Source organism: Bradyrhizobium sp. USDA 4504 (genome assembly GCF_054063995.1).
On record NZ_JBSSGV010000001.1, the window covers coordinates 5,370,221 to 5,389,383 of the forward strand.

The following is a 19,163-nucleotide window of genomic DNA, read 5'->3' on the forward strand; positions in this document are numbered from 1 at the left end:
TCGGGATAGCACGACATGACCGGCTGCCGGCCACTTTTCGCGGACAATCCGAAGGGAATCGCATGATGGCGGCGTTCCGCCTCGCGCATCTGTCGGACCCGCATCTGCCGCCGCTGCCGGCGGCGCGGCTGCGCGATCTCGCCGGCAAGCGCGCCTTCGGCTATCTGAACTGGACGCGCAACCGTCACAAATATCACCGCCGCGACGTGCTCGACGCGCTGGTGTCGGACATGCAGGCGCAGCAGCCGGACCACATTGCCGTGACCGGCGACCTGGTCAATCTGGCACTGGATGCCGAGTTCAATCCGGCCCGGCAATGGCTGGAGGGGGTAGGTTCGCCTGCCGACGTCACCGTGGTCCCCGGCAACCACGACGCCTATGTGCGCGCGACCCGGCATCGCTTCGTCAGTCACTTCGGCGACTATCTGCGCGGCGACGCCGACGGCGCGGCAACGCATTTTCCGTTCGTGCGTCGCCGCGGGCCGCTGGCGCTGATCGGCGTCTCCTCGGCGGTGCCGACCCCGCCGCTGATGGCGACCGGCTGGCTCGGCCATCCTCAGCTCGATGCGCTCGATGCGATTCTCGCGCAGCTGTCGCGGGAGGACGCCTTCCGCGTCCTCCTGGTGCATCACCCGCTGCACTCCGACGGCCGCGCCAAGCGGCTGACCGATTCGCATCAGCTGCTGGCGCTGCTCAGGCGCCACGGCGTCGAGCTGGTGCTGCATGGCCACGACCACATCCATTCGACGATGTGGTTCGACGGCCCGGAGCGGAAGATCCCGGCGATCGGCGTGCCGTCGGCATCGGCGCTGGCGCGCAAGCACTATCCGGCGGCGGCCTACAATTTGTTCACGATCGAGCGTGACGGCAATGCGTGGCGCTGCGAGCAGACCGTGCGCGGGCTCGGCGAGCACGCCGGCATTCGCGAATTGAAGCAAGCACGACTTTCCTAATCGCCGCCCCCGCCGCCGCCACACCCACCGCCGCAGCCGCCTCCGCTGTCGCCGCCACCACCACCGCCGTCACCGCCATCGCCGCCGCCACTCCCGTCGCTGCCGGCATCGCCGAAGCCGGCTGACGATCCGTCGATCGAGGAGTCGGAGAAATCGCCGCCGCAATAGGGACTGCTGCCACCGATGCCGCTGCGGCGCAGCGCCTCGCAGTCGGTGTGATAGATGAAGCCGTTCGCGATGTTCAGCTTGGCGTCGAGCGCGAACAGCAGCGGCAGCCGGGTCGGCCTGACCGGATCGATGTTCTCGTATTTGCAGCAGTACCACCAGACCCGGCGCAGCCCCTCATTGCTCCTGCGCCGCTCCTTCACCAGGACGACCGCGGGGGTGTGATGCAGGAAGCCGCCGAAGGCGCGGCGGCAGAACGCGTCGTATTCGCGGGTGTAGAGGATGAATTCGTGCCAGAGGTCGTCGGCCGCTTGCGAGGGCATCGAGACGTAACGCTTGCCGCTCATCAGATAGGCGAGGAAGAACTGCCGCAGGCCGCGCGAGACCAGCGCGCTGTCCTTGCGGGTGAAGCCGGGGTGACGCTTCTCGAGCCGCGCCAACAGGCCCGCCGGCCAGTGAAAGGTGCGGATGTATTCGGCACGCCGCAACGTTTGCCACTTGCCGAACAGCACGGCGCTGCCGACCACCGCGGCCGCCGCCAGGACGCCGAAAAATGCCGAGGCGGGTGTTATGACCACGATGCCCCGCCCCTTGAGCGGCTAGAAGTTTTGCAAGCTCGCATACAGCGCGAGACCGAACAGCGCGAGCGCGCCCATGACGAAGCCGAACACGAACATGCCGATCCCGCCGCGGCGCCTCGGCGTCACCACCGGGACGGGCGGCGGCGCCGGCGGCTCGGCAACCGGAAGCGGCGTTGCCACCATCGCATGCTCGCGCTCGATCAGGCGGCGCGCGACATAGTCGGTGACGGCATCGACGATCGCGGCCACGTCATGCGATTCGGCGAGCACGATGCGGCCGAACCTCGTGTCCTGCACGAAGCGGTAGATCCGCTTGTCGCGCCCCATCAGCACATGCGCGACGACGTCGATCCACAGCCGCGGCGTCTCGCCCTGGCTGATGGCGCGGTCGAACAGATCGACCTTGTCCGGCACCTGCGCGAACAGCGGATCGAGCGCATCGTTGAGGATCTCGAGCCGCGCCACCTCGGCGTCGCGCAACTCGACGACGACACCGGTGCGATCGGCCGCCTCGATCCGCGCCCGTCGCAACGCCTCTCGCAGCGTCGGCCGCATCTCGCGCGCCTCGCTGCCGGTGTTCTGCGGATCGGACATGCCTTGCGGTCTCGTGGTGACGGGTTTCCTGCGCATTAACCTATCAGCAACCAAGATGTCCGCAAAGGGCGTTGGTTCCCAAGCACTTAGGCCGCCACTTATCCCCAGATCAAAGATACCTGACGCTGTCCCAAAAGCGGTCGACCCCACCCGGATGAACCGGATGGGGCCGCCGTCCTTGGACGTTTTCTTAGCTCTGAAAATTCTGGCGCTCAGGCCGAAACCCGCGACGGCTCCTCGACGATGGAGAAGCGCACGCCGGCCTTGTGGCGGCTCTCTTCCGAAACTTCCTTCCAGCACTCTTCGGCTTCCTTGCGGGTCTTGAACGGACCGCGGACCTGGGCCGAGCCTTCGACGAGCTTGTGGAAGTTCATCGACCCGAACTCTCCGCCGATCACCCAGAAATTGCTGCCCTTGCTCATCGTCAGTCTCCTTCAAAAAATCGGGCTGCCTTTGCCCAGCCGCCTGCACCTTGATCTCCGCAATCTGCTCATATCGACATTCTTGACAGAGTATTGCGAATTGCGTGTCAGGAGATAAACGCGAAAACGCGAAGTTCGTACAGATGCCTTGTTTTTTATTGGTGATGTCATGTAACATCTGAACTTGTAATAAATGTCGACTTGTAAATTTTGTCACAAAATAGGTCAGGAAGCCTGCCATGCCCGCCGGTTTTTCTTCTCCCTCTCCCCGTTCTTACGGGGAGAGGATTGGGGGGAGGGGCTGTCTCCGCAGCGAGACTCGCGGAGGGTCCCCCTCACCCGGATCGCATCTAGCGATGCGATCCGGCCTCTCCCCGCGCGCGGGGCGAGGCGGTCAGAATTTGCTGCGGCAAGCGAGACCAACCCGTGCCCGGTGAATCCGGAAAGAAGCTGTTCGTCGGTCCGCGCTTCCGGCGGATCCGCCAGCAATTGGGGCTGTCGCAGACCCAGATCGCCGAGGGGCTCGGCATCTCGCCCTCCTACATCAACCTGATCGAGCGCAACCAGCGCCCGGTGACGGCGCAGATCCTGCTGCGGCTGGCCGAGACCTACGACCTCGACTTGCGCGACCTCGCCACCGCCGACGAGGACCGCTTCTTCGCGGAACTCAACGAGATCTTCTCCGATCCCCTGTTCCGCCAGATCGACCTGCCGAAGCAGGAGCTGCGCGACCTCGCCGAGCTCTGCCCCGGCGTGACGCACGCGCTGCAGCGGCTCTACGCCGCCTACACCGAGGCGCGCCGCGGCGAGACTCTGGTGGCGGCGCAGATGGCCGACCGCGAAGGCTCGCAATTCGACGCCAATCCGATCGAGCGGGTGCGTGACCTGATCGAGGCCAACCGCAACTATTTTCCGGAGCTCGAGACCGCCGCGGAGAATTTGCGCGACGAGCTCAACGTGCCGACCGAAGGCCTGTTCACGGCGCTGACCACGCGCCTCCGCGAAAAACATTCGATTCTGACCCGCGTGATGCCGGTCGACGTGATGCGCGAGACGCTGCGCCGTTTCGATCGGCACCGCCGGCAGCTCTTGATCTCCGAACTCGTCGACAGCTCCGGCCGCAGCTTCCAGCTTGCACTGCAGATCGGCTTTGTCGAGTGCGGCGCTTCGATCGACGCCATCGTCAGCCGCGCCGGCCCGCTCGACGACACCGCGCGCCGGCTCTACCGCATCACGCTCGCCAATTACTTCGCAGCCGCCGCGATGATGCCTTATCAGGCGTTTCATTCCGCAGCCGAAGCCTTGAGCTACGACGTCCATGTGCTGGCGCAGCGCTTCAACGCCGGCTTCGAGCAGGTCTGCCACCGCCTCACCACGCTGCAACGGCCGAACGCGCGCGGCGTGCCGTTCTTCCTGCTCCGCGTCGACAATGCCGGCAACGTGTCGAAGCGGTTCTCCTCGGGCACCTTTCCGTTCTCCAAGTTCGGCGGCACCTGCCCGCTCTGGAACGTGCACTCGACCTTCGACATGCCGGACCGCCTGCTCAGCCAGGTGATCGAATTGCCGGACGGCACGCGCTACTTCTCGATCGCGCAGATGGTGCGCCGGCCGGTGGCGCCCTACCCGCAGCCGCAGCCGCGCTTTGCGATCGGGCTCGGCTGCGAGATCCGGCATGCGGCCAAGCTCGTCTATGCCACCGGCATGGATCTGGAAAAGGTCGAGGGTACCCCGATCGGCGTCAACTGCCGGCTTTGCGAGCGCGAGAATTGCAGCCAGCGCGCCGAGCCGCCGATCACGCGCACCCTGATCCTGGACGAGACCACGCGGCGCGTGTCCTCGTTCGCGTTCTCGAATGCGCGGGAGTTGTGAGCCAAGGATCAATCCACCGATCAATCCACCGCGGCAAAGGCCTTGCACCAGCCGTCCTTGCTGATCGCACCTTCGACCACCTTGCAGCCATCGGGTGCGACGAACAGCGAGCACATCTCCTGCACGAGGCGCTGGTCCGGCGCGGCGCCTGGCCGCCGAAAACGGAGGAGGATTCGACCGAGGACGACGTGCGCTAAAGCATGATCCGGAAAAGTGCGAAGCGGCTTTCCCTCGCGACAACGCGTTTGCGCGAATCACACACCAAACTAAAGCGCGATGACGATTCGACCCAGCGCGTGTACTCGACGCGACTAATCCGTTGACGTCGACCGCAGGTTCACCCAATGAAAACGGCGGGAGGAACTTTCGGTTCCGCTGCGAGTCATATTTGTGACGCGATGTGGCCTGGACCGCCAAGGAAGAGACCGAGGGAGAGATCATGTCAAAGTCCCGCCTTGGAATGGCTGCGGCCGGCGTTGCAATTGGCGTTCTGGGAGCGCTGCCGAGCGCGGCCGAGGCGGGTTTCCGCCTGCGCGTTGGCGGCCCCGTGAGTGTCGCGCGCTTCGCGGTGGCCGGCGTGCTGTCGGTCGCAGGTCGCCGCCACGCACGCATGGCGGCGCGCCACAGCCGCGTCCGCATGGCTGCTCTAAGACCGCAAGATCTTCGCCCCGCCGCCGAGTCGATCGGCCCGAGTGAGCGCGCGCAGCTCACTGCCGTCGCCGCGCTGGCCGGCTGGCAGGGCGGCCGAGCTGCGCAAGGCTGGTGGCAGCACTCCGACGGTTCATACGGCTGGGTCGGTCCGCTCTTCTGGCCGTTTGCCTACAGCGATCTCTATGACTACGCGCTTCTCAATGATGGCAGCGGCTTCTGGGCCTATGGCTACGGCGATCTCTACGCCGCGATCTTCTCGCCTTACGCTGCGAGCGATCTCTCAGCGTTTGCGGCCGAGCGCCCCGCCGGGAGGCGGCATCGCAAAGCGCCCTCGGTGCAGGAATTCTGTAGCGGCGACACCGCCGAGACGACCGGCCTTCCCCTCGAGCGGATCGGCCTGGCGGTCGCGGCGAACGAGGCGCAGCGCGCAGCCTTCGACGAGCTCGCGAGCGCCTGGATTTCCGCCGGCAACACCATCCGCGCTTCCTGCACAGCACAGACCGCAACCACCGCGCTGGAGCGATTCGCGGCCATGCAGAGCCGCGTCAACGCGATGCTGAGCGCAGTTGCGACCGTTATGCCGCCATTTCAAGAATTCTACGATCTCCTAAGCGATGAACAGAAGGCCCAGCTCAACACGCCCGAACGCGACCGCCGCGCTAACGCTGCGGCCGCGAAGCTGAAGGAGATGCAGGACGCCGCCTGCCAGGCGAGCCGTGAACCGCAAGACGAGCAACAGGCCGAAAAGCAATACCGCCAGCTCGTCGCCCAGCAATGGCCCCTCGACGACATCGTCGCCAGCCTGAAACTGAACGATACGCAACGCGCCGCGCTCGAAGTGGTGCAGGATACCACGATGGGCACCATGGAAGCCTTAAACCCATGCCCGCCAAAGGACGCGCTCACCCCACCGGCCCGCCTTAAGGCCGCGAAGGCGCGGTTGGAAGCGATGAGAGAGGCGATCATCAGCGTGAACGACGCGGTCGACGATTTCCGTTGGAACCTGAGTGACGAGCAGAAGACGCAGTTCGAGGGGCTCGGTCTGAAGAAGCGGGGGGTGTGATTTTTCCATCCCCAAGCGGCGCTGGTCGGCCAAGGCGATACTTCGCATCCCCTGTCGCATTTGCTAGTCGTCCGCTAAGAAGAGCTGGACATGCGAGCATGCGTTATAGGGGCGGGCTCTAAGTAGTTCGGTCGCGCGACCGAGACGCCGTTCAACATGAACTTTGAGGCCCGCCCCTAGTCAACTGAACTTCTTTGGATGTTGCTTATTGGCCCAAGGCCGACATACGGCGATGTCGGCCTCAACGTCAGCTTCCGAGATCAAAGCGGACGCGAAGAATTCATGAGTACACGCCCTGATCTCATCGCGCCTTAGCGCGTACTGCGCTCGTCTTGCTGAAGCGGAGGCCGAGCGAGGCGGCGGACGTCATGCGACGGCACAACCGGCCGGGGCTGTGGCCGGCATGCACGTAGCCAGGACATCCGCCTGAGCTAGTGCCCATTCCGTTGACGCCCCGGATCAGCGGCGCGCAACGGCCCTCGCCTCCGCGCGGGACGCCAGCAAGCGCCGCCGCGCGAGAGTGACACCGGCCATCAGATCAATCTGCGCCGTTTTGGATCGCTCGGCCTGCTAGCCACCGGGCGGCGTGTAGGCGGCCTTGAGGTTGGTCGCGTGCTGACGCACCACCTTGATCTCGTCCTGGGTAAAGAGCCGGACCAGCCGCACGTTCTGCATGGCGCCGGCCGCAACCACCACGCCGCTGACCGCAGGCGCGAAGCTCGGATCCGGCACGTCGAAGATCACCATCACGCCGGGGCCATCGGTCGCCGTGCTGTACATCGAAATCAGTTTCCCGCCGGCGGCCTCAATCAACTTCTTCGCGGCCTCGTATCGATTCGTCGTCGGGTTTTCCATGATGTTGTTCAGGGAACGCGGGGTGTATTCACCAGAGAAGCAGAAATGCATGGCAATCGCTCCGTTTGGTTGGAATGAAAAAAACATTCACCCAGGCGCGCGGCCCGGGCAGAGCATTTCGTACTGAAAAATGAGAAGAAATGGCCTGCCGATGGCCAGTCGCGCTGCCGCTCATTCTCCGGATTTCGGCGCAACCGGTGGCAGCTCGCCGCGCAATCTACATCAGACCCGCGGCAAATAAAATCGCGTTTCTGCTCTGCGACGAAATCTCTCCTTGGTCGATGCGGCACTGAAGGGCAGCGCGCCTGACCCGACCGACGAACGCGATCCATCCGAGCCCGCCGAGTGACGCGTCGGCGCCCGCTAGGCGGTGGCGGGACAACGCCTTGCAAACAAGGGCGATCTGCCTCAGTGTTCGGCGCCCGCCATCAAGAACAAGCGAAAGAAAACTCATGAAGCATCGCGCGCTCGGCCGCTCCGGCCTCACTGTCCCTCCCCTGTGCTTCGGCTGCAATGTATTCGGCTGGACCGTGGACGAGACGTCGTCGTTTCGCCTGCTCGACACCGTGCTCGATCAGGGGCTGACATTCCTGGATACGGCGGATGTCTATTCACGCTGGGTGCCGGGCCACAGCGGCGGCGAATCCGAGACCATCATCGGCAAATGGATGAAGGCGCGCGGCAACCGCAACCGCGTCATCCTCGCCACCAAGGTCGGCATGGACATGGGAGGCGGCAATGTCGGGCTGAAGCCGGACTACATCGCGCGCGCCGTCGAGGATTCGCTGCGGCGGCTACAGACCGATTTCATCGATCTCTACCAGTCCCACAAGGACGATGAGACGACACCGCAGGAAGAGACGCTCGCGGCCTACAACAAGCTGATCAAGGCCGGCAAGGTCAGGGCCATCGGCGCCTCGAACTTCTCGGCGGAGCGGCTCCAGAGTGCGCTCGACATTGCCAAGGCGAACGGGTTGCCGCGCTATGAGAGCATGCAGCCCGAATACAGCCTCGCCGAGCGCTCGAGCTACGAAGGCGCGCTGCAACGCGTCTGCGAGGCGAACGACGTCGGCGTGATCACGTTCTTCTCGCTCGCCGCAGGATTTTTGACCGGCAAATATCGCTCGGAGAGCGACTTCGCCAAGAGCCCCCGCGGTGCACGCAGCATCCCAAAATACATGAACCCGCGCGGCATGCGCATCCTGGCCGGTCTTGACGAGGTCGCCGCGGAAACCCGCGCCGAGCCGGCCGCGGTCGCGCTCGCCTGGCTGATGGCAAAACCCTCCGTCACCGCGCCGATTGCCAGCGCTACCAGGCCCGAGCAGGTCGCAACGCTGGTCGCGGCGACCGAACTTGAGCTGAGCAAGGATCAGGTCGAACGGCTGGACGCCGCGAGCGCGTAGCAGCTGCCTTCACTTCACCTCGCCCCGCGTGCGGGGAGAGGTCGGAACGCATCGCTAGATGCGTTCCGGGTGAGGGGGAGCTTCCGCGAGTGCAGCTATCGCCGTATTTGCGGAGACAGCCCCTCACCCCAACCCTCTCCCCTAAGAACGCAGGGGTGTCCGGGGAATGATTCACTGTGTCGCGGTGCATGCTCGGCAGGACCGAGGCAAATCGGTCTTTTCTGGTTGTCGAGACACAGAGGGCCGAGCATGCGATATCGCGGTAGCATTTTTGGAAGGCTGCTTGAACCGATCAATCGACGGCAGTTTCAGACGGTTGTGGATCGTCTGGACGGGGATGCCTACGACAAGTCGTTCAGGAGCTGGGATCATCTGGTGGCGCTGATCTATGCCCAGCTTAGCGGCAACAGCAGTCTGCGCGGGGTGGTGACTGGCTTCAACGCCAATTCGCAGCATCACTATCACTTGGGAACCGGCAAGCTGTCGCGCTCGACGTTGTCCGATGCCAATGCCCGCCGTCCGATCGGCATTTTCGCGCAAACCTTTGCGGCGCTGTCGGCGATGGCGCGTCGCCAGCTGCGGAGTGAAGGCATGGAGATGGTGCGTCTGATCGACGCCAGTCCGATCCCGCTCGGCAAGGTCTGCAGTTGGGCGACGTGGAACGGCCGCATCCGCGGCATGAAGCTGCATGTCGTCTACGACCCAAGGAGCGATGTCCCGACCTGCGTCGAGATGACGGCCGCGAACGTCAATGACATCGAGATCGGCCGACAGACCCCAATCCAGCCCGCCACCACCTATGTGTTTGACAAGGGCTATTGCCGTTTCGACTGGTGGCAGAAGATCAATGATAGCAAGGCTTTCTTCGTTACCCGGGCGAAGACGAGCATCCGTCTTCGCTCGCTCAGGCATCGCGCCATCCGCAAGCGTAACGGGGATGGCTTCGAAATCCTTGCCGATGACGAGGTGAAGCTCACCAGCAAGGGCGATTCGCGCCTTCCAATCCCGCTCCGCCGCATCAAGATCAGACGCGAGAAAGGCGGCAAGATCACACTCCTGACCAACGACCTTGCCCGTAGCGCCGTCGAGATCGCCGCCCTCTACAAGAGCCGATGGCAAATCGAGCTGCTGTTCCGCTGGATCAAGCAGCATCTCGATATTCGCAAGTTCCTCGGCGCCAACGACAACGCGATCCGCCTTCAGGTGCTCGCTGCGATGATTGCCTACCTGCTGCTGCGCATCGCCGCTCACACCAACTGCATCAAAATGCTCCCGCTCAGGTTCGCCGAACTCGTCGGCCAGCTCCTGCTCACGCGTCGATCCCTCGCTGCCATCGACAAACCTCCGCCCATCAACCCCAGCCGTCGGAAATCAACCATCTCACCTGACCAGATGGAGCTCCGCTATGCCTGAATTTCCCCGGACACCCCTGCTAAGAACGGGGCGAGGGAGCACACCGCCTTCGCGGCTACGGCTTGGTCTTACCCTACCCCCACGGGCCACGCTGGCCGGATCCGCCCCACGGGCTGCGCGGCGGATAGCTTCCACCGGCCGGGCGCGGCGCGGTCTGGGTGCCGAGCTCGGCGGCGAGCTGCTGCAGCGCGGCGATGCGGTTCGCGGTCGAGGGATGGGTCGCGAACAGATTGTCGACGCCGTGGCCCGACAGCGGGTTGATGATGAACATGTGCGCGGTGGCCGGATTGCGCTCGGCCTCCATGTTCGGCACCTGATGCGCGGCGTTCTCGATCTTCGCGAGCGCGGAGGCAAGCCACATCGGCTGGCCGACGATGCGTGCGCCATAATTGTCGGCGGCGTATTCGCGGGTGCGGCTGATCGCCATCTGCACCAGCATGGCGCCGAGCGGCGCCAGGATCATCATCGCGATCGATCCGACGATGCCGGGGCCGTTGTTGTTGCGGTTGCCGCCGAAGAACATGCCGAACTGCGCCAGCATCGAGATCGCGCCGGCGATCGTCGCTGTGATCGTCATGGTCAGCGTGTCGTGATGCTTGATATGCGCAAGCTCATGCGCGATCACGCCGGCGAGCTCCTCGCGGCTGAGCTGCTGCATCAGGCCCGTGGTGACGGCGACCGCCGCGTTCTCCGGATTGCGGCCGGTCGCGAACGCATTGGGCTGCGCCTCGTCCATCAGAAACACGCGCGGCATCGGGAGAGCGGCGCGCTGTGCCAGCTCGGCGACGAGATTGTAGAGTTCGGGCGCCGAGCCCGCATCGACCTGATGGGCGCCGTACATCGACAGCACCATGCGATCGGAATTCCAGTAGGTGAACAGATTTGTCGCAGCCGCGACCATCAGCGCGATCACGGCGCCGGTGCCGCCGCCGATCAGATAGCCGACCCCCATGAACAGGGCGGTGAGGCCGGCAAGCAGGAGCGCGGTGCGGAAATAGTTCATCGTTGTTCCCTCACGGCGAGCGGAATGCTGCCACAACTGACGCCGCTGAGGTAGGGATTTTGCCGCTGAAGCCGCAAGGGGAACCAGTGCGTCGCAGCGACGCGGCGCGGGTTAATAATCGGTTATGTGCCGCGGCGATCGGTAGCCCGCATGAGCGAAGCGATATGCGGGGTAAGACCGGTCCCGCATGTCGCTTCGCTCATGCGGGCTACGATCTCTCGCTACGCCGCCGGCTCCTGTGCAATCACCGCCCCCTCCTCGCGCAGCGCGACGCGCAACATGCGGGCGAGCTCGGCGCGGCTGTAGGGTTTTGCCAGGAACAGGATGCCCTGCTCGAGCTTGCCGTCCTGATCGATGGCGTCATCGGTATAGCCCGAGTGAAGAGGACGCGCAGGCCCGGGCGGCGCTTCCGCGCCTCGGTGGCGAGGTCGCGTCCGTTCATCGCGCCCGGCATGATGACGTCGGTGAACAACAGATCGATCGGCGCGCCGCTGTCGAGCACGGCAAGGGCTTCGCTCCCATTATTGGCCGACAGCGTGGTCGGCTGCAGCGGCTGCTTGCGCGCGAAGGCGAGCAGATGCCGCGTCAGCGATGCGCCGCGCTCGGCGGCGTCGCGGATCAGCGCGGTGATCTCCGTGAGCTGGCGGTTGTGAGTGACCGCCTCGGCCAGGATCTCGATCGTGCCGGTGATGACGGTGAGGATGTTGTTGAAGTCGTGCGCGATGCCGCCGGTGAGCTGGCCGACCGCTTCCATCTTCTGCGCCTGACGGATCTTGCTCTCATTGGCCTCGGCCTCGCAAAAGCGCTCGAGCAGGAATTCCGATCACTGGCGCTGCCGTCCCTCCTCGGCGAGCGCGACATGGGCCTCGCGCAACTGCTCTTCGGTCGGGATCGCGAGGATCCGCGGGATCAGCGGCCAGAGCAGCACTGCGGTGAAGATCGAGGCGACAGCGGTCAGCGCCTTGAGCAGGCCCTCGAGACCGTAGATCGGCACCCACAGCGTGTAGATCGAGAACACATGGGTGAGGCCGCAGGCGAGGATGAACGTGGCGAACGGCCAGGCCATCCAGCCGAACTGGAAATCGCGCCGCTTGGAGACGAGGATCGCCAGCGCGAACGGGATCGAGAAATACGAAGCGGCAATGATCGCGTCTGAAATCACGTGGAGCCAGATCAGCTCCGGTTCCCACAACAGGCAGATGCCGTGCGGCGAAAACGTCGACGAATCCAAGAGACGCTCGAGAAAACTCCACATGGGTCCCTCCGGGCGTGATCGATCCGCCGACACCCCGCCCGCGAATCACCGGCCGATCATAGCGGCGGCCTCTCAACCTACCTCAGCCCAATTGGTCTAACGGCGCTACCCCCGTTGTTGCCCGGTGTCGCCCTGGTGTATGCAGATTGGGCTTCAATTCCCCTTTTTTCCAGCCGGTGACATCGATGCCAGCCTCTCCCCTCCGCGCCCGGATCATGATCGCAGCGATCGCGGGGGCGCTGGCGCTCTCTACCCTCGCCTCGGCGCAGCAGCCGCTGCCCAGCCCCTTGAATCCTGCGCCGGTCAGGCCGCGCCCTGCCGCCGTCGCCTCGCCGCGGGCTGCGTCCTGCCACAACGGGCAGAACTTCGATCGCTTCCTCGCCGAGCTGAAGCAGAAGGCGGTCGCCGCCGGCGTCTCGCAGCGCACGATCGCGGAGGCCGCGCCCTACCTGATCTACGACCAGGGTATCGTCAACCGCGACCGCGGCCAGCGCGTGTTCGGGCAGATCTTCACCCAGTTCGCCGGCCGCATGGCCGCGAACTATCGCATGCAGCAGGGCCAACAATACATCCGGACCTATGCCGCCGCGTTCGCGCGCGCCGAGAAGGAGTATGGCGTGCCGCCGGCGGTGATCGCCGCGTTCTGGGGACTGGAGAGCGATTTCGGCGTCCAGATGGGCAATTTGCCGACGCTGAAATCGCTGGTGTCGCTGGCCTATGATTGCCGCCGCTCCGAGATGTTCCAGGGCGAGACCATCGCCGCGCTGAAGATCATCGAGCGCGGCGACCTGACGCCCGACCAGATGATCGGCTCATGGGCCGGCGAGCTCGGTCAGACGCAATTCTTGCCGACGCATTATTTCAACTACGCGGTCGACTATGACGGCGACGGCCATCGCAATCTCCTGCAAAGCGGCCCCGACGTGATCGGCTCGACCGCGAACTACATCGCCACCGGATTGAAATGGCGGCGCGGCGAGCCGTGGCTGCAGGAGGTGCGCGTGCCGCAGGCGGCAAATTTCCCGTGGGACCAGGCCGACCTCACCATCAAGCTGCCGCGATCGAAATGGGTATCGCTTGGCGTCAGCTTGACCGACGGCAAGGCATTGCCGAATGACGAGATGCCGGCCTCGCTGCTGCTGCCGATGGGCCGGATGGGTCCGGCGTTCCTCGCCTATGCGAACTTCGCCGCCTACACCGAGTGGAACAACTCGCTGATCTATTCGACCACCGCCGGCTATCTCGCCGGCCGCATCGCGGGCGCACCGCCGATGCAGCGGCCGCACGGTCCGGTCGCGCAATTGCCGTTCAATGAGATCAAGGAGCTGCAGGGACTGCTCGCGCGCGCCGGCTACGACGTCGGCAAGATCGACGGCGTGCTCGGACAGGCAAGCCGCAGCGCGGTGAAGGCGATGCAGATGAAATACGGCCTGCCGGCGGATTCCTGGCCGACCGCGGAGCTCCTGGCGCGGATGCGCGGCGGGCCCCGCACCCAGCCGGCCGCCGATGCCGCGGCACCGGGGACGCGGTAGAGCAAACGCCCATTTTCCGTAGCCCGGATGCAGCGCAGCGAAATCCGGGACAAGCCCCGATGCGCCTCCCCGGATTGCGCTGCGCTCCATCCGGGCTACGCAGACTCTGGCGATCCGTCATCCTGAGCGAGCGGAGAGAGCCTCGAAGGATGAATCGGCCACACTGGGGCCGTGCATCCTTCGAGACGCGCTTCGCGCTCCTCAGGATGACGGGATCAAGAATGCCGCCCGCGGGAAATATTTGACCAAGTGTTACAGCTCCCCGCAGTTGTATTCTTCCCCTTGCCGCCCCACTTGCAGCATCGCCGTTCGGTAACATCCGGATTTCATCAGAACAGGGAGCATCACATGTCCTTTCATGACGCCGTCGTCCCCGCCTACCTGCAGATCCTCAACAGCCTCACCGGCGAGCTGACCAAGGCCGAGGCGCATTGCGAAGCGAAGAAGATCGCGCCCGAGGTGCTGCTGGGATCGCGGCTCTATCCCGACATGCTGCCGCTGACCAAGCAGGTGCAACTTGTCTGCGATCACGCCGCACGGGGCTGCGCGCGGCTGACCCATAGCGAAGTGCCGTCGACGCCAGATACCGAGAAGAGCATCGGTGAACTGAAGCAGCGGCTCGCCAGGACGATTGACTATGTGAAGTCGTTCAAGCCGGCGCAGTTCGACGGCGCCGACGTCAGGGACGTCACCTTCCCGATCGGCCCCGATCGCACGATGACCCTTAAGGGCCAGCAATTCCTCAGCGCGTTCTCGTTCCCGAACTTCTATTTCCACGCCGTGACCGCGCACGACATCCTGCGCCACAACGGCGTCGAGATCGGCAAGCGCGATTTCCTCGGCGTCAGCTGACGCGCTTCGGCGATCCATATTCCCCGCGACGGGATTTTCGCTTCACGCCCTCGCCCGTGCTACTGCTCCCTGACAACAACAAGACGTCAGGGAGCACGCCATGTCGACAACAACCCACGCACCGAAAGCCATCGATCCGTCCGCTTCGCTGCATGCCGAAGCGCTCGGACTGGCGAAGAACCACGGCCGCCTCGCCGGGCGGCGCGTCATCGTGGTCGGCGCGGGACAGCGCACAACCGTGGATGAAGCCCCGCCGATCGGCAACGGCCGCGCCATGAGCGTGCTGTTCGCGCGCGAGGGCGCGTCGGTCGCCTGCCTCGACGTCAACAAGGACGCCGCCGACGACACCGTCGCGCAGATCACAGCCGAAGGCGGCAAGGCCTTCACCGACGTGGTCGATGTCGCCGACGTCGCGGCGATCGCGCCCGCGGTCGAACGCTGCGCGCAGCGGCTCGGCGGGCTCGACGGGCTGGCGCTCAATGTCGGCATCTCCTCCGGCCTGTCGCTGCCCAAGATGACGGCCGAATCCTGGGACCGCGACTATGCCGTCAATGTGCGCAGCCACATGCTGTTCGCGCAGAAGGCGCTGGAGGTGATGGCGCCGGGCGGCGCGATCATCCTGATCTCCTCAATGGCGAGCCAGCGCGCCGGCGGCCGCAACCCGGCCTATGAATCCTCCAAGGCGGCGCAGATCGCGCTGGGGCGGGCGATCGCGCGGGCCGGCGAGGACAAGGGCATTCGCTGCAATGTGATCGCGCCCGGCTTCATGGACACGCCGATGGGGCGCGACGCCAGCCGCAGGCGATCGGACCGCGCCGTGACAGTGCCTTTCGGCCGCCAGGGCACCGGCTGGGAGGTCGCCTATACTGCGCTGTTCCTGATTTCGAATGAATCCTCCTACGTCAACGCGCACACCTTGTTCCTCGATGCCGGCCACATGGGCGGAATTGTGCGCGGCTAGTCTGCGGAGCGCGAATGCCTCGGGCATTGCGCTCGTCGCGGCAATGCACAATTGTCCTTCATCAGTCATTCTCTGGAACATTTACATGAGCCAATCGACCAAACTTCTCGAGCCCTACAAGCTCGGCGCGCTGACGCTGCCGAACCGCCTGGTGATGGCGCCACTGACGCGCAACCGCGCGGTGCCGCCCGGCATGGTGCCGAGCCCGCTCGCGGTGGACTATTACGGCCAGCGCGCCTCCGCCGGCCTTCTGATCACCGAGGCGAGCCAGGTCTCGCAGCAGGGCCAGGGCTATCAGGACACGCCCGGCATCTATTCGAAGGAACAGGTCGAGGGCTGGCGCAGGGTCACCGATCGGGTGCATGAGCGCGGTGGCCGCATCTTCATCCAGCTCTGGCATGTCGGCCGCATCTCGCATGTCGCACTGCAGCCGAACGGCGGCGCACCGGTGGCGCCGAGCGCGATCAAAGCCAAGACCAAGACCTTCGTGAACGGCACGTTTGCCGACGTGTCCGAGCCACGCGCGCTCGAATTGTCGGAAATTCCCGGGATCATCGAGGACTTCAAGCGCGGCACGGCGAATGCGCTGGCGGCCGGCTTCGACGGCGTCGAGATCCATGGCGCCAACGGCTATCTGCTCGACCAGTTCGCCCGCGACGGCACCAACAAGCGCACCGACGCTTATGGCGGCGGAATCGAGAACCGCGCCCAGCTGATGCTGGACGTGTCCAAGGCGGTCGCCACCGAGGCCGGCGCAGATCGCACCGGCATCCGGATCTCGCCGGTGACGCCGGCCAACGACATCACCGACTCCAATCCGCAAGCGCTGTTCGACTACATCGTCGAACAGCTCAGTGCGCTGAAGCTGACCTATCTCCACGTCGTCGAGGGCGCAACCGGCGGCCCACGCGATATCGCGCCGTTCGACTACGCCTCGCTGCGCAAGCGCTTCAAGCAGGCCTATGTCGCCAACAACGGCTACGATTTCGCGCTAGCGGAGAAAGTGCTGGAGGCCGGCGCGGCCGACCTGATCGCGTTCGGCAAGCCATTCATCTCCAACCCCGACCTGGTCGAGCGGCTCAAGACCGGCGCGCCGCTCAACGAGTGGGACAAGGCGACCTTCTACGGCGGCGGCGCCAAGGGCTACACGGATTATCCGACGCTGAAGGCGACCGAGGCGGCGGAGTAGGGAGCGCTCCTCTCTCCACATCGTCATTCCGGGGCGATGCGACGCATCGAACCCGGATTCTCGAGATTCCCCGGTGCGCAGTTGCGCACCTGAGGTCTGGTGCTTGCGCACCATCCCGGAATGACCTGGCAATCAGCAAAAAGGCCGGGATCGCTCCCGGCCTTTCGTCGTCTTCGGATGGCGTGGGCTGGTACGCCTTTGCTTGCGCCTTACTTCGCTTCGGCGCGCTTCGGCGGGTTGGCCGGCCACGACTTGATCAGCGTGTCGTAGTCGATCGTCTCGCCCTTCGGCTTCTCGTTCGCGAGCTTGCGCTGCGGAGCGATGGTGCCGTCCTTCTCGGCCTTCTTGTACCAGAACTCGGCGGATTCCTTCTTGTTCAGCTTCGGTCCGCAGGCGCCCTGCACACCGGACTTCTCAAGACGCTCCATCACCGAATCCTGGGCCGCAGCCAGCGCGTCCATCGCCTGCTGCGGCGTCTTGGTACCGGACGACGCATCGCCGATGTTCTGCCACCACAGCTGCGCGAGCTTCGGATAGTCGGGCACGTTGTTGCCGGTCGGGGTCCACTGCACGCGCGCGGGCGAGCGGTAGAACTCGATCAGGCCGCCGAGCTTCGGCGCACGCTCGGTGAACGACTTGTCCCAGATATCGGACTCACGGATGAAGGTGAGACCGACATGGCTCTTCTTCAGCGACACCGACTTGGAGATGATGAACTGCAGATAGAGCCAGGCTGCCTTGCGGCGATCCGGCGGGGTCGACTTCAGAAGCGTCACGGAGCCGGCGTCCTGATAGCCGAGCTTCATGCCTTCCTTCCAGTAAGCGCCGTGCGGCGACGGAGCCATACGCCACTTCGGCGTACCGTCCGCGTTCATCACGGCGATGCCCGGCTTCACCATGTCGGCGGTGAAGGCGGTGTACCAGAACATCTGCTGGGCGATGTTGCCCTGCGCCGGCACCGGACCTGCTTCCGAGAAGGTCATGCCCTGGGCCTGCGGCGGGGCATACTTCTTCAGCCAGTCGAGATATTTGGTGATCGAGTAGACCGCGGCCGGGCCGTTGGTGTCGCCACCACGCTCGACCGAGGAGCCGACCGGACGGCAGCCTTCCATGCGGATACCCCACTCGTCGACCGGCAGGCCGTTCGGGATACCCTTGTCGCCGTTGCCGGCCATCGACAGCCAGGCGTCGGTGAACCGCCAGCCGAGCGAGGGATCCTTCTTGCCATAGTCCATATGGCCGTAGACCTTGACGCCGTTGATCTCCTTGATGTCGTTGGTGAAGAACTCGGCGATGTCTTCATAGGCCGACCAGTTCACGGGCACGCCGAGCTCGTAGCCATACTTGGCCTTGAACTTGGCCTTGTACTCGGGGTTGGTGAACCAGTCGTAGCGGAACCAGTAGAGGTTCGCGAACTGCTGGTCGGGCAGCTGATACAGCTTGCCGTCCGGCGCCGTGGTGAACGACTTGCCGATGAAGTCGTCGACGTCGAGCATCGGGTCGGTGACCTCCTTGCCCTCACCCTTCATGTAGTCCGACAGGATGATGGTCTGGCCGTAGCGGAAGTGGGTGCCGATCAGGTCGGAATCGTTGATCCAGCCGTCATAGACGTTCTTGCCCGACTGCATCTGGGTTTGCAGCTTCTCGACGACGTCACCTTCCTGGATGATGTCGTGCTTGAGCTTGATGCCGGTCAGTTCGGAGAACGCCTTGGCCAGCGTCTGCGATTCATATTCGTGCGTCGTGATCGTTTCCGAGACGACGTTGATCTCCATGCCCTTGAAGGGTTCGGCGGCCTTGGCGAACCACTCGAGCTCCTTCTTCTGGTCTTCCTTCGACAGCGTCGAGGGCTGGAATTCCGCGATCCACTTCTGGATCACGGCATCGTCGGCGGCGCGGGCCGGCGTGGCGACCGCGAGCGAAGCCGCGATCAGCGCGGCGGCGCTGGTCATAGTCAAAAGACTATCCTTTGTCGTTCTCAAATGTCGCATTATGATTCCTCCGGTTGCAGCGACAAACAAAACCCCAGGCCCGGGTTGACCCCGGATCTGCTCTTCTTCGCTTTCGTCAGACGGTGCGAAAGATCGCCACGGCTGAAAGAAGCGAAATCAGCGTTGCGAGCCACAGGCTCGAAATTTCCACGCCCTCGCCGATCGGCAGGGTGAGGATCGGATCGGTGCCGACGAGGCCGATCCACAACAGGTGGATCACCGCCGCCAGCACCAGCGAAATGAACAAACGATCGCCGCGCGTGGTCGGGATGCGCAGCACGCCGACCCGCTCGGCCTCGGGATAAACCGCCGCGAGCCAGGTCATCACGCCGAGCGTCGAGGCCAGCAGCACGAAGAAGATCGCGGTCGGCAGCGTCCAGGCCATCCATGCGATGGATTCCATGATCGCCT

The 19,163-nt window shown here is 64.6% G+C and carries 17 protein-coding genes and 1 pseudogene; 9 read left to right on the top strand and 9 right to left on the bottom strand.

The window, feature by feature from the left end; all coding sequences use genetic code 11:
• Nucleotides 1-65: 65 nt before the first annotated feature.
• On the top strand, nt 66-953 hold the full coding sequence (locus ACVMB1_RS25285) for a metallophosphoesterase family protein (RefSeq protein ID WP_076830260.1): 888 nt from the start codon (nt 66-68) through the stop codon (nt 951-953).
• Here ACVMB1_RS25285 and ACVMB1_RS25290 read toward each other — a convergent pair.
• The 3 genes from ACVMB1_RS25290 to ACVMB1_RS25300 form a co-directional block, all read right to left on the bottom strand.
• Nucleotides 950-1,696, bottom strand: coding sequence for a glycine-rich domain-containing protein (locus ACVMB1_RS25290; protein ID WP_141340522.1), 747 nt, complete (start codon nt 1,694-1,696; stop codon nt 950-952). The genes ACVMB1_RS25285 and ACVMB1_RS25290 overlap by 4 nt on opposite strands.
• 21 nt (nt 1,697-1,717) lie before the next feature.
• Complete coding sequence (locus ACVMB1_RS25295; protein ID WP_141340521.1) at nt 1,718-2,293, bottom strand: hypothetical protein; 576 nt, start codon at nt 2,291-2,293, stop codon at nt 1,718-1,720.
• Nucleotides 2,294-2,505: 212 nt separating this feature from the next.
• The gene (locus ACVMB1_RS25300) at nt 2,506-2,715 is read right to left on the bottom strand and encodes a DUF4170 domain-containing protein (RefSeq protein ID WP_016839740.1); all 210 of its coding nucleotides are present in this window, start codon (nt 2,713-2,715) and stop codon (nt 2,506-2,508) included.
• 426 nt (nt 2,716-3,141) lie between these two features.
• On the opposite strand from ACVMB1_RS25300, the gene ACVMB1_RS25305 reads away from it, so the two are divergent.
• Both ACVMB1_RS25305 and ACVMB1_RS25310 read left to right on the top strand, forming a co-directional pair.
• Complete coding sequence (locus tag ACVMB1_RS25305) at nt 3,142-4,584, top strand: helix-turn-helix domain-containing protein (protein ID WP_057016971.1); 1,443 nt, start codon at nt 3,142-3,144, stop codon at nt 4,582-4,584.
• Nucleotides 4,585-5,044: 460 nt separating this feature from the next.
• A complete protein-coding gene (locus tag ACVMB1_RS25310; RefSeq protein ID WP_456849930.1) occupies nt 5,045-6,298 on the top strand; it encodes a Spy/CpxP family protein refolding chaperone in 1,254 nt (417 codons plus the stop codon).
• Nucleotides 6,299-6,868: 570 nt separating this feature from the next.
• Here the strand turns inward: ACVMB1_RS25310 and ACVMB1_RS25315 are convergent.
• Nucleotides 6,869-7,204, bottom strand: coding sequence for a GYD domain-containing protein (locus tag ACVMB1_RS25315; RefSeq protein WP_076826139.1), 336 nt, complete (start codon nt 7,202-7,204; stop codon nt 6,869-6,871).
• A 401-nt stretch (nt 7,205-7,605) separates the two neighbouring features.
• Between ACVMB1_RS25315 and ACVMB1_RS25320 the strand changes: the two genes are divergently transcribed.
• Nucleotides 7,606-8,556, top strand: coding sequence for an aldo/keto reductase (locus ACVMB1_RS25320; protein WP_057016967.1), 951 nt, complete (start codon nt 7,606-7,608; stop codon nt 8,554-8,556).
• Nucleotides 8,557-8,805: 249 nt separating this feature from the next.
• Entirely contained in the window at nt 8,806-9,969 is a 1,164-nt protein-coding gene (locus ACVMB1_RS25325) for an IS4 family transposase (protein WP_057015126.1), read from the top strand.
• A gap of 73 nt (nt 9,970-10,042) precedes the next feature.
• Here ACVMB1_RS25325 and htpX read toward each other — a convergent pair whose 3' ends face one another.
• The 3 genes and pseudogenes from htpX to ACVMB1_RS25340 all read right to left on the bottom strand — a co-directional run bounded on the left by htpX (nt 10,043) and on the right by ACVMB1_RS25340 (nt 12,227).
• Nucleotides 10,043-10,972, bottom strand: coding sequence for a zinc metalloprotease HtpX (gene htpX / locus ACVMB1_RS25330; RefSeq protein WP_141340519.1), 930 nt, complete (start codon nt 10,970-10,972; stop codon nt 10,043-10,045).
• A gap of 221 nt (nt 10,973-11,193) precedes the next feature.
• A pseudogene (locus ACVMB1_RS25335) lies at nt 11,194-11,789 on the bottom strand (response regulator); the annotation flags it as partial.
• Between the two features lie 6 nt (nt 11,790-11,795).
• Nucleotides 11,796-12,227 carry a hypothetical protein gene (locus ACVMB1_RS25340; protein WP_057016965.1) on the bottom strand — a complete coding sequence of 144 codons (432 nt, stop codon included), beginning with the start codon at nt 12,225-12,227 and terminating at the stop codon, nt 11,796-11,798.
• A 185-nt stretch (nt 12,228-12,412) separates the two neighbouring features.
• Here ACVMB1_RS25340 and ACVMB1_RS25345 point away from each other — a divergent pair, with 185 nt between their 5' ends.
• The 4 genes from ACVMB1_RS25345 (at nt 12,413) to ACVMB1_RS25360 (ending at nt 16,761) form a co-directional block, all read left to right on the top strand.
• Complete coding sequence (locus ACVMB1_RS25345; protein ID WP_141340518.1) at nt 12,413-13,759, top strand: lytic murein transglycosylase; 1,347 nt, start codon at nt 12,413-12,415, stop codon at nt 13,757-13,759.
• A gap of 348 nt (nt 13,760-14,107) precedes the next feature.
• Nucleotides 14,108-14,611: a DUF1993 domain-containing protein gene (locus tag ACVMB1_RS25350; RefSeq protein ID WP_057016963.1), complete on the top strand. Its 504-nt coding sequence runs from the start codon at nt 14,108-14,110 to the stop codon at nt 14,609-14,611.
• Nucleotides 14,612-14,711: 100 nt separating this feature from the next.
• On the top strand, nt 14,712-15,572 hold the full coding sequence (locus ACVMB1_RS25355; protein WP_057016962.1) for an SDR family NAD(P)-dependent oxidoreductase: 861 nt from the start codon (nt 14,712-14,714) through the stop codon (nt 15,570-15,572).
• Between the two features lie 85 nt (nt 15,573-15,657).
• On the top strand, nt 15,658-16,761 hold the full coding sequence (locus ACVMB1_RS25360; protein WP_141340517.1) for an alkene reductase: 1,104 nt from the start codon (nt 15,658-15,660) through the stop codon (nt 16,759-16,761).
• Nucleotides 16,762-16,970: 209 nt separating this feature from the next.
• Here the strand turns inward: ACVMB1_RS25360 and ACVMB1_RS25365 are convergent, their stop codons facing one another.
• Nucleotides 16,971-18,713 (bottom strand): ABC transporter substrate-binding protein, encoded by a 1,743-nt coding sequence (locus ACVMB1_RS25365; RefSeq protein WP_038382516.1) that lies wholly within the window; start codon nt 18,711-18,713, stop codon nt 16,971-16,973.
• 115 nt (nt 18,714-18,828) lie between these two features.
• On the bottom strand, nt 18,829-19,155 hold the full coding sequence (locus ACVMB1_RS25370) for a DUF2160 domain-containing protein (protein ID WP_057016960.1): 327 nt from the start codon (nt 19,153-19,155) through the stop codon (nt 18,829-18,831).
• Nucleotides 19,156-19,163: the final 8 nt, after the last annotated feature.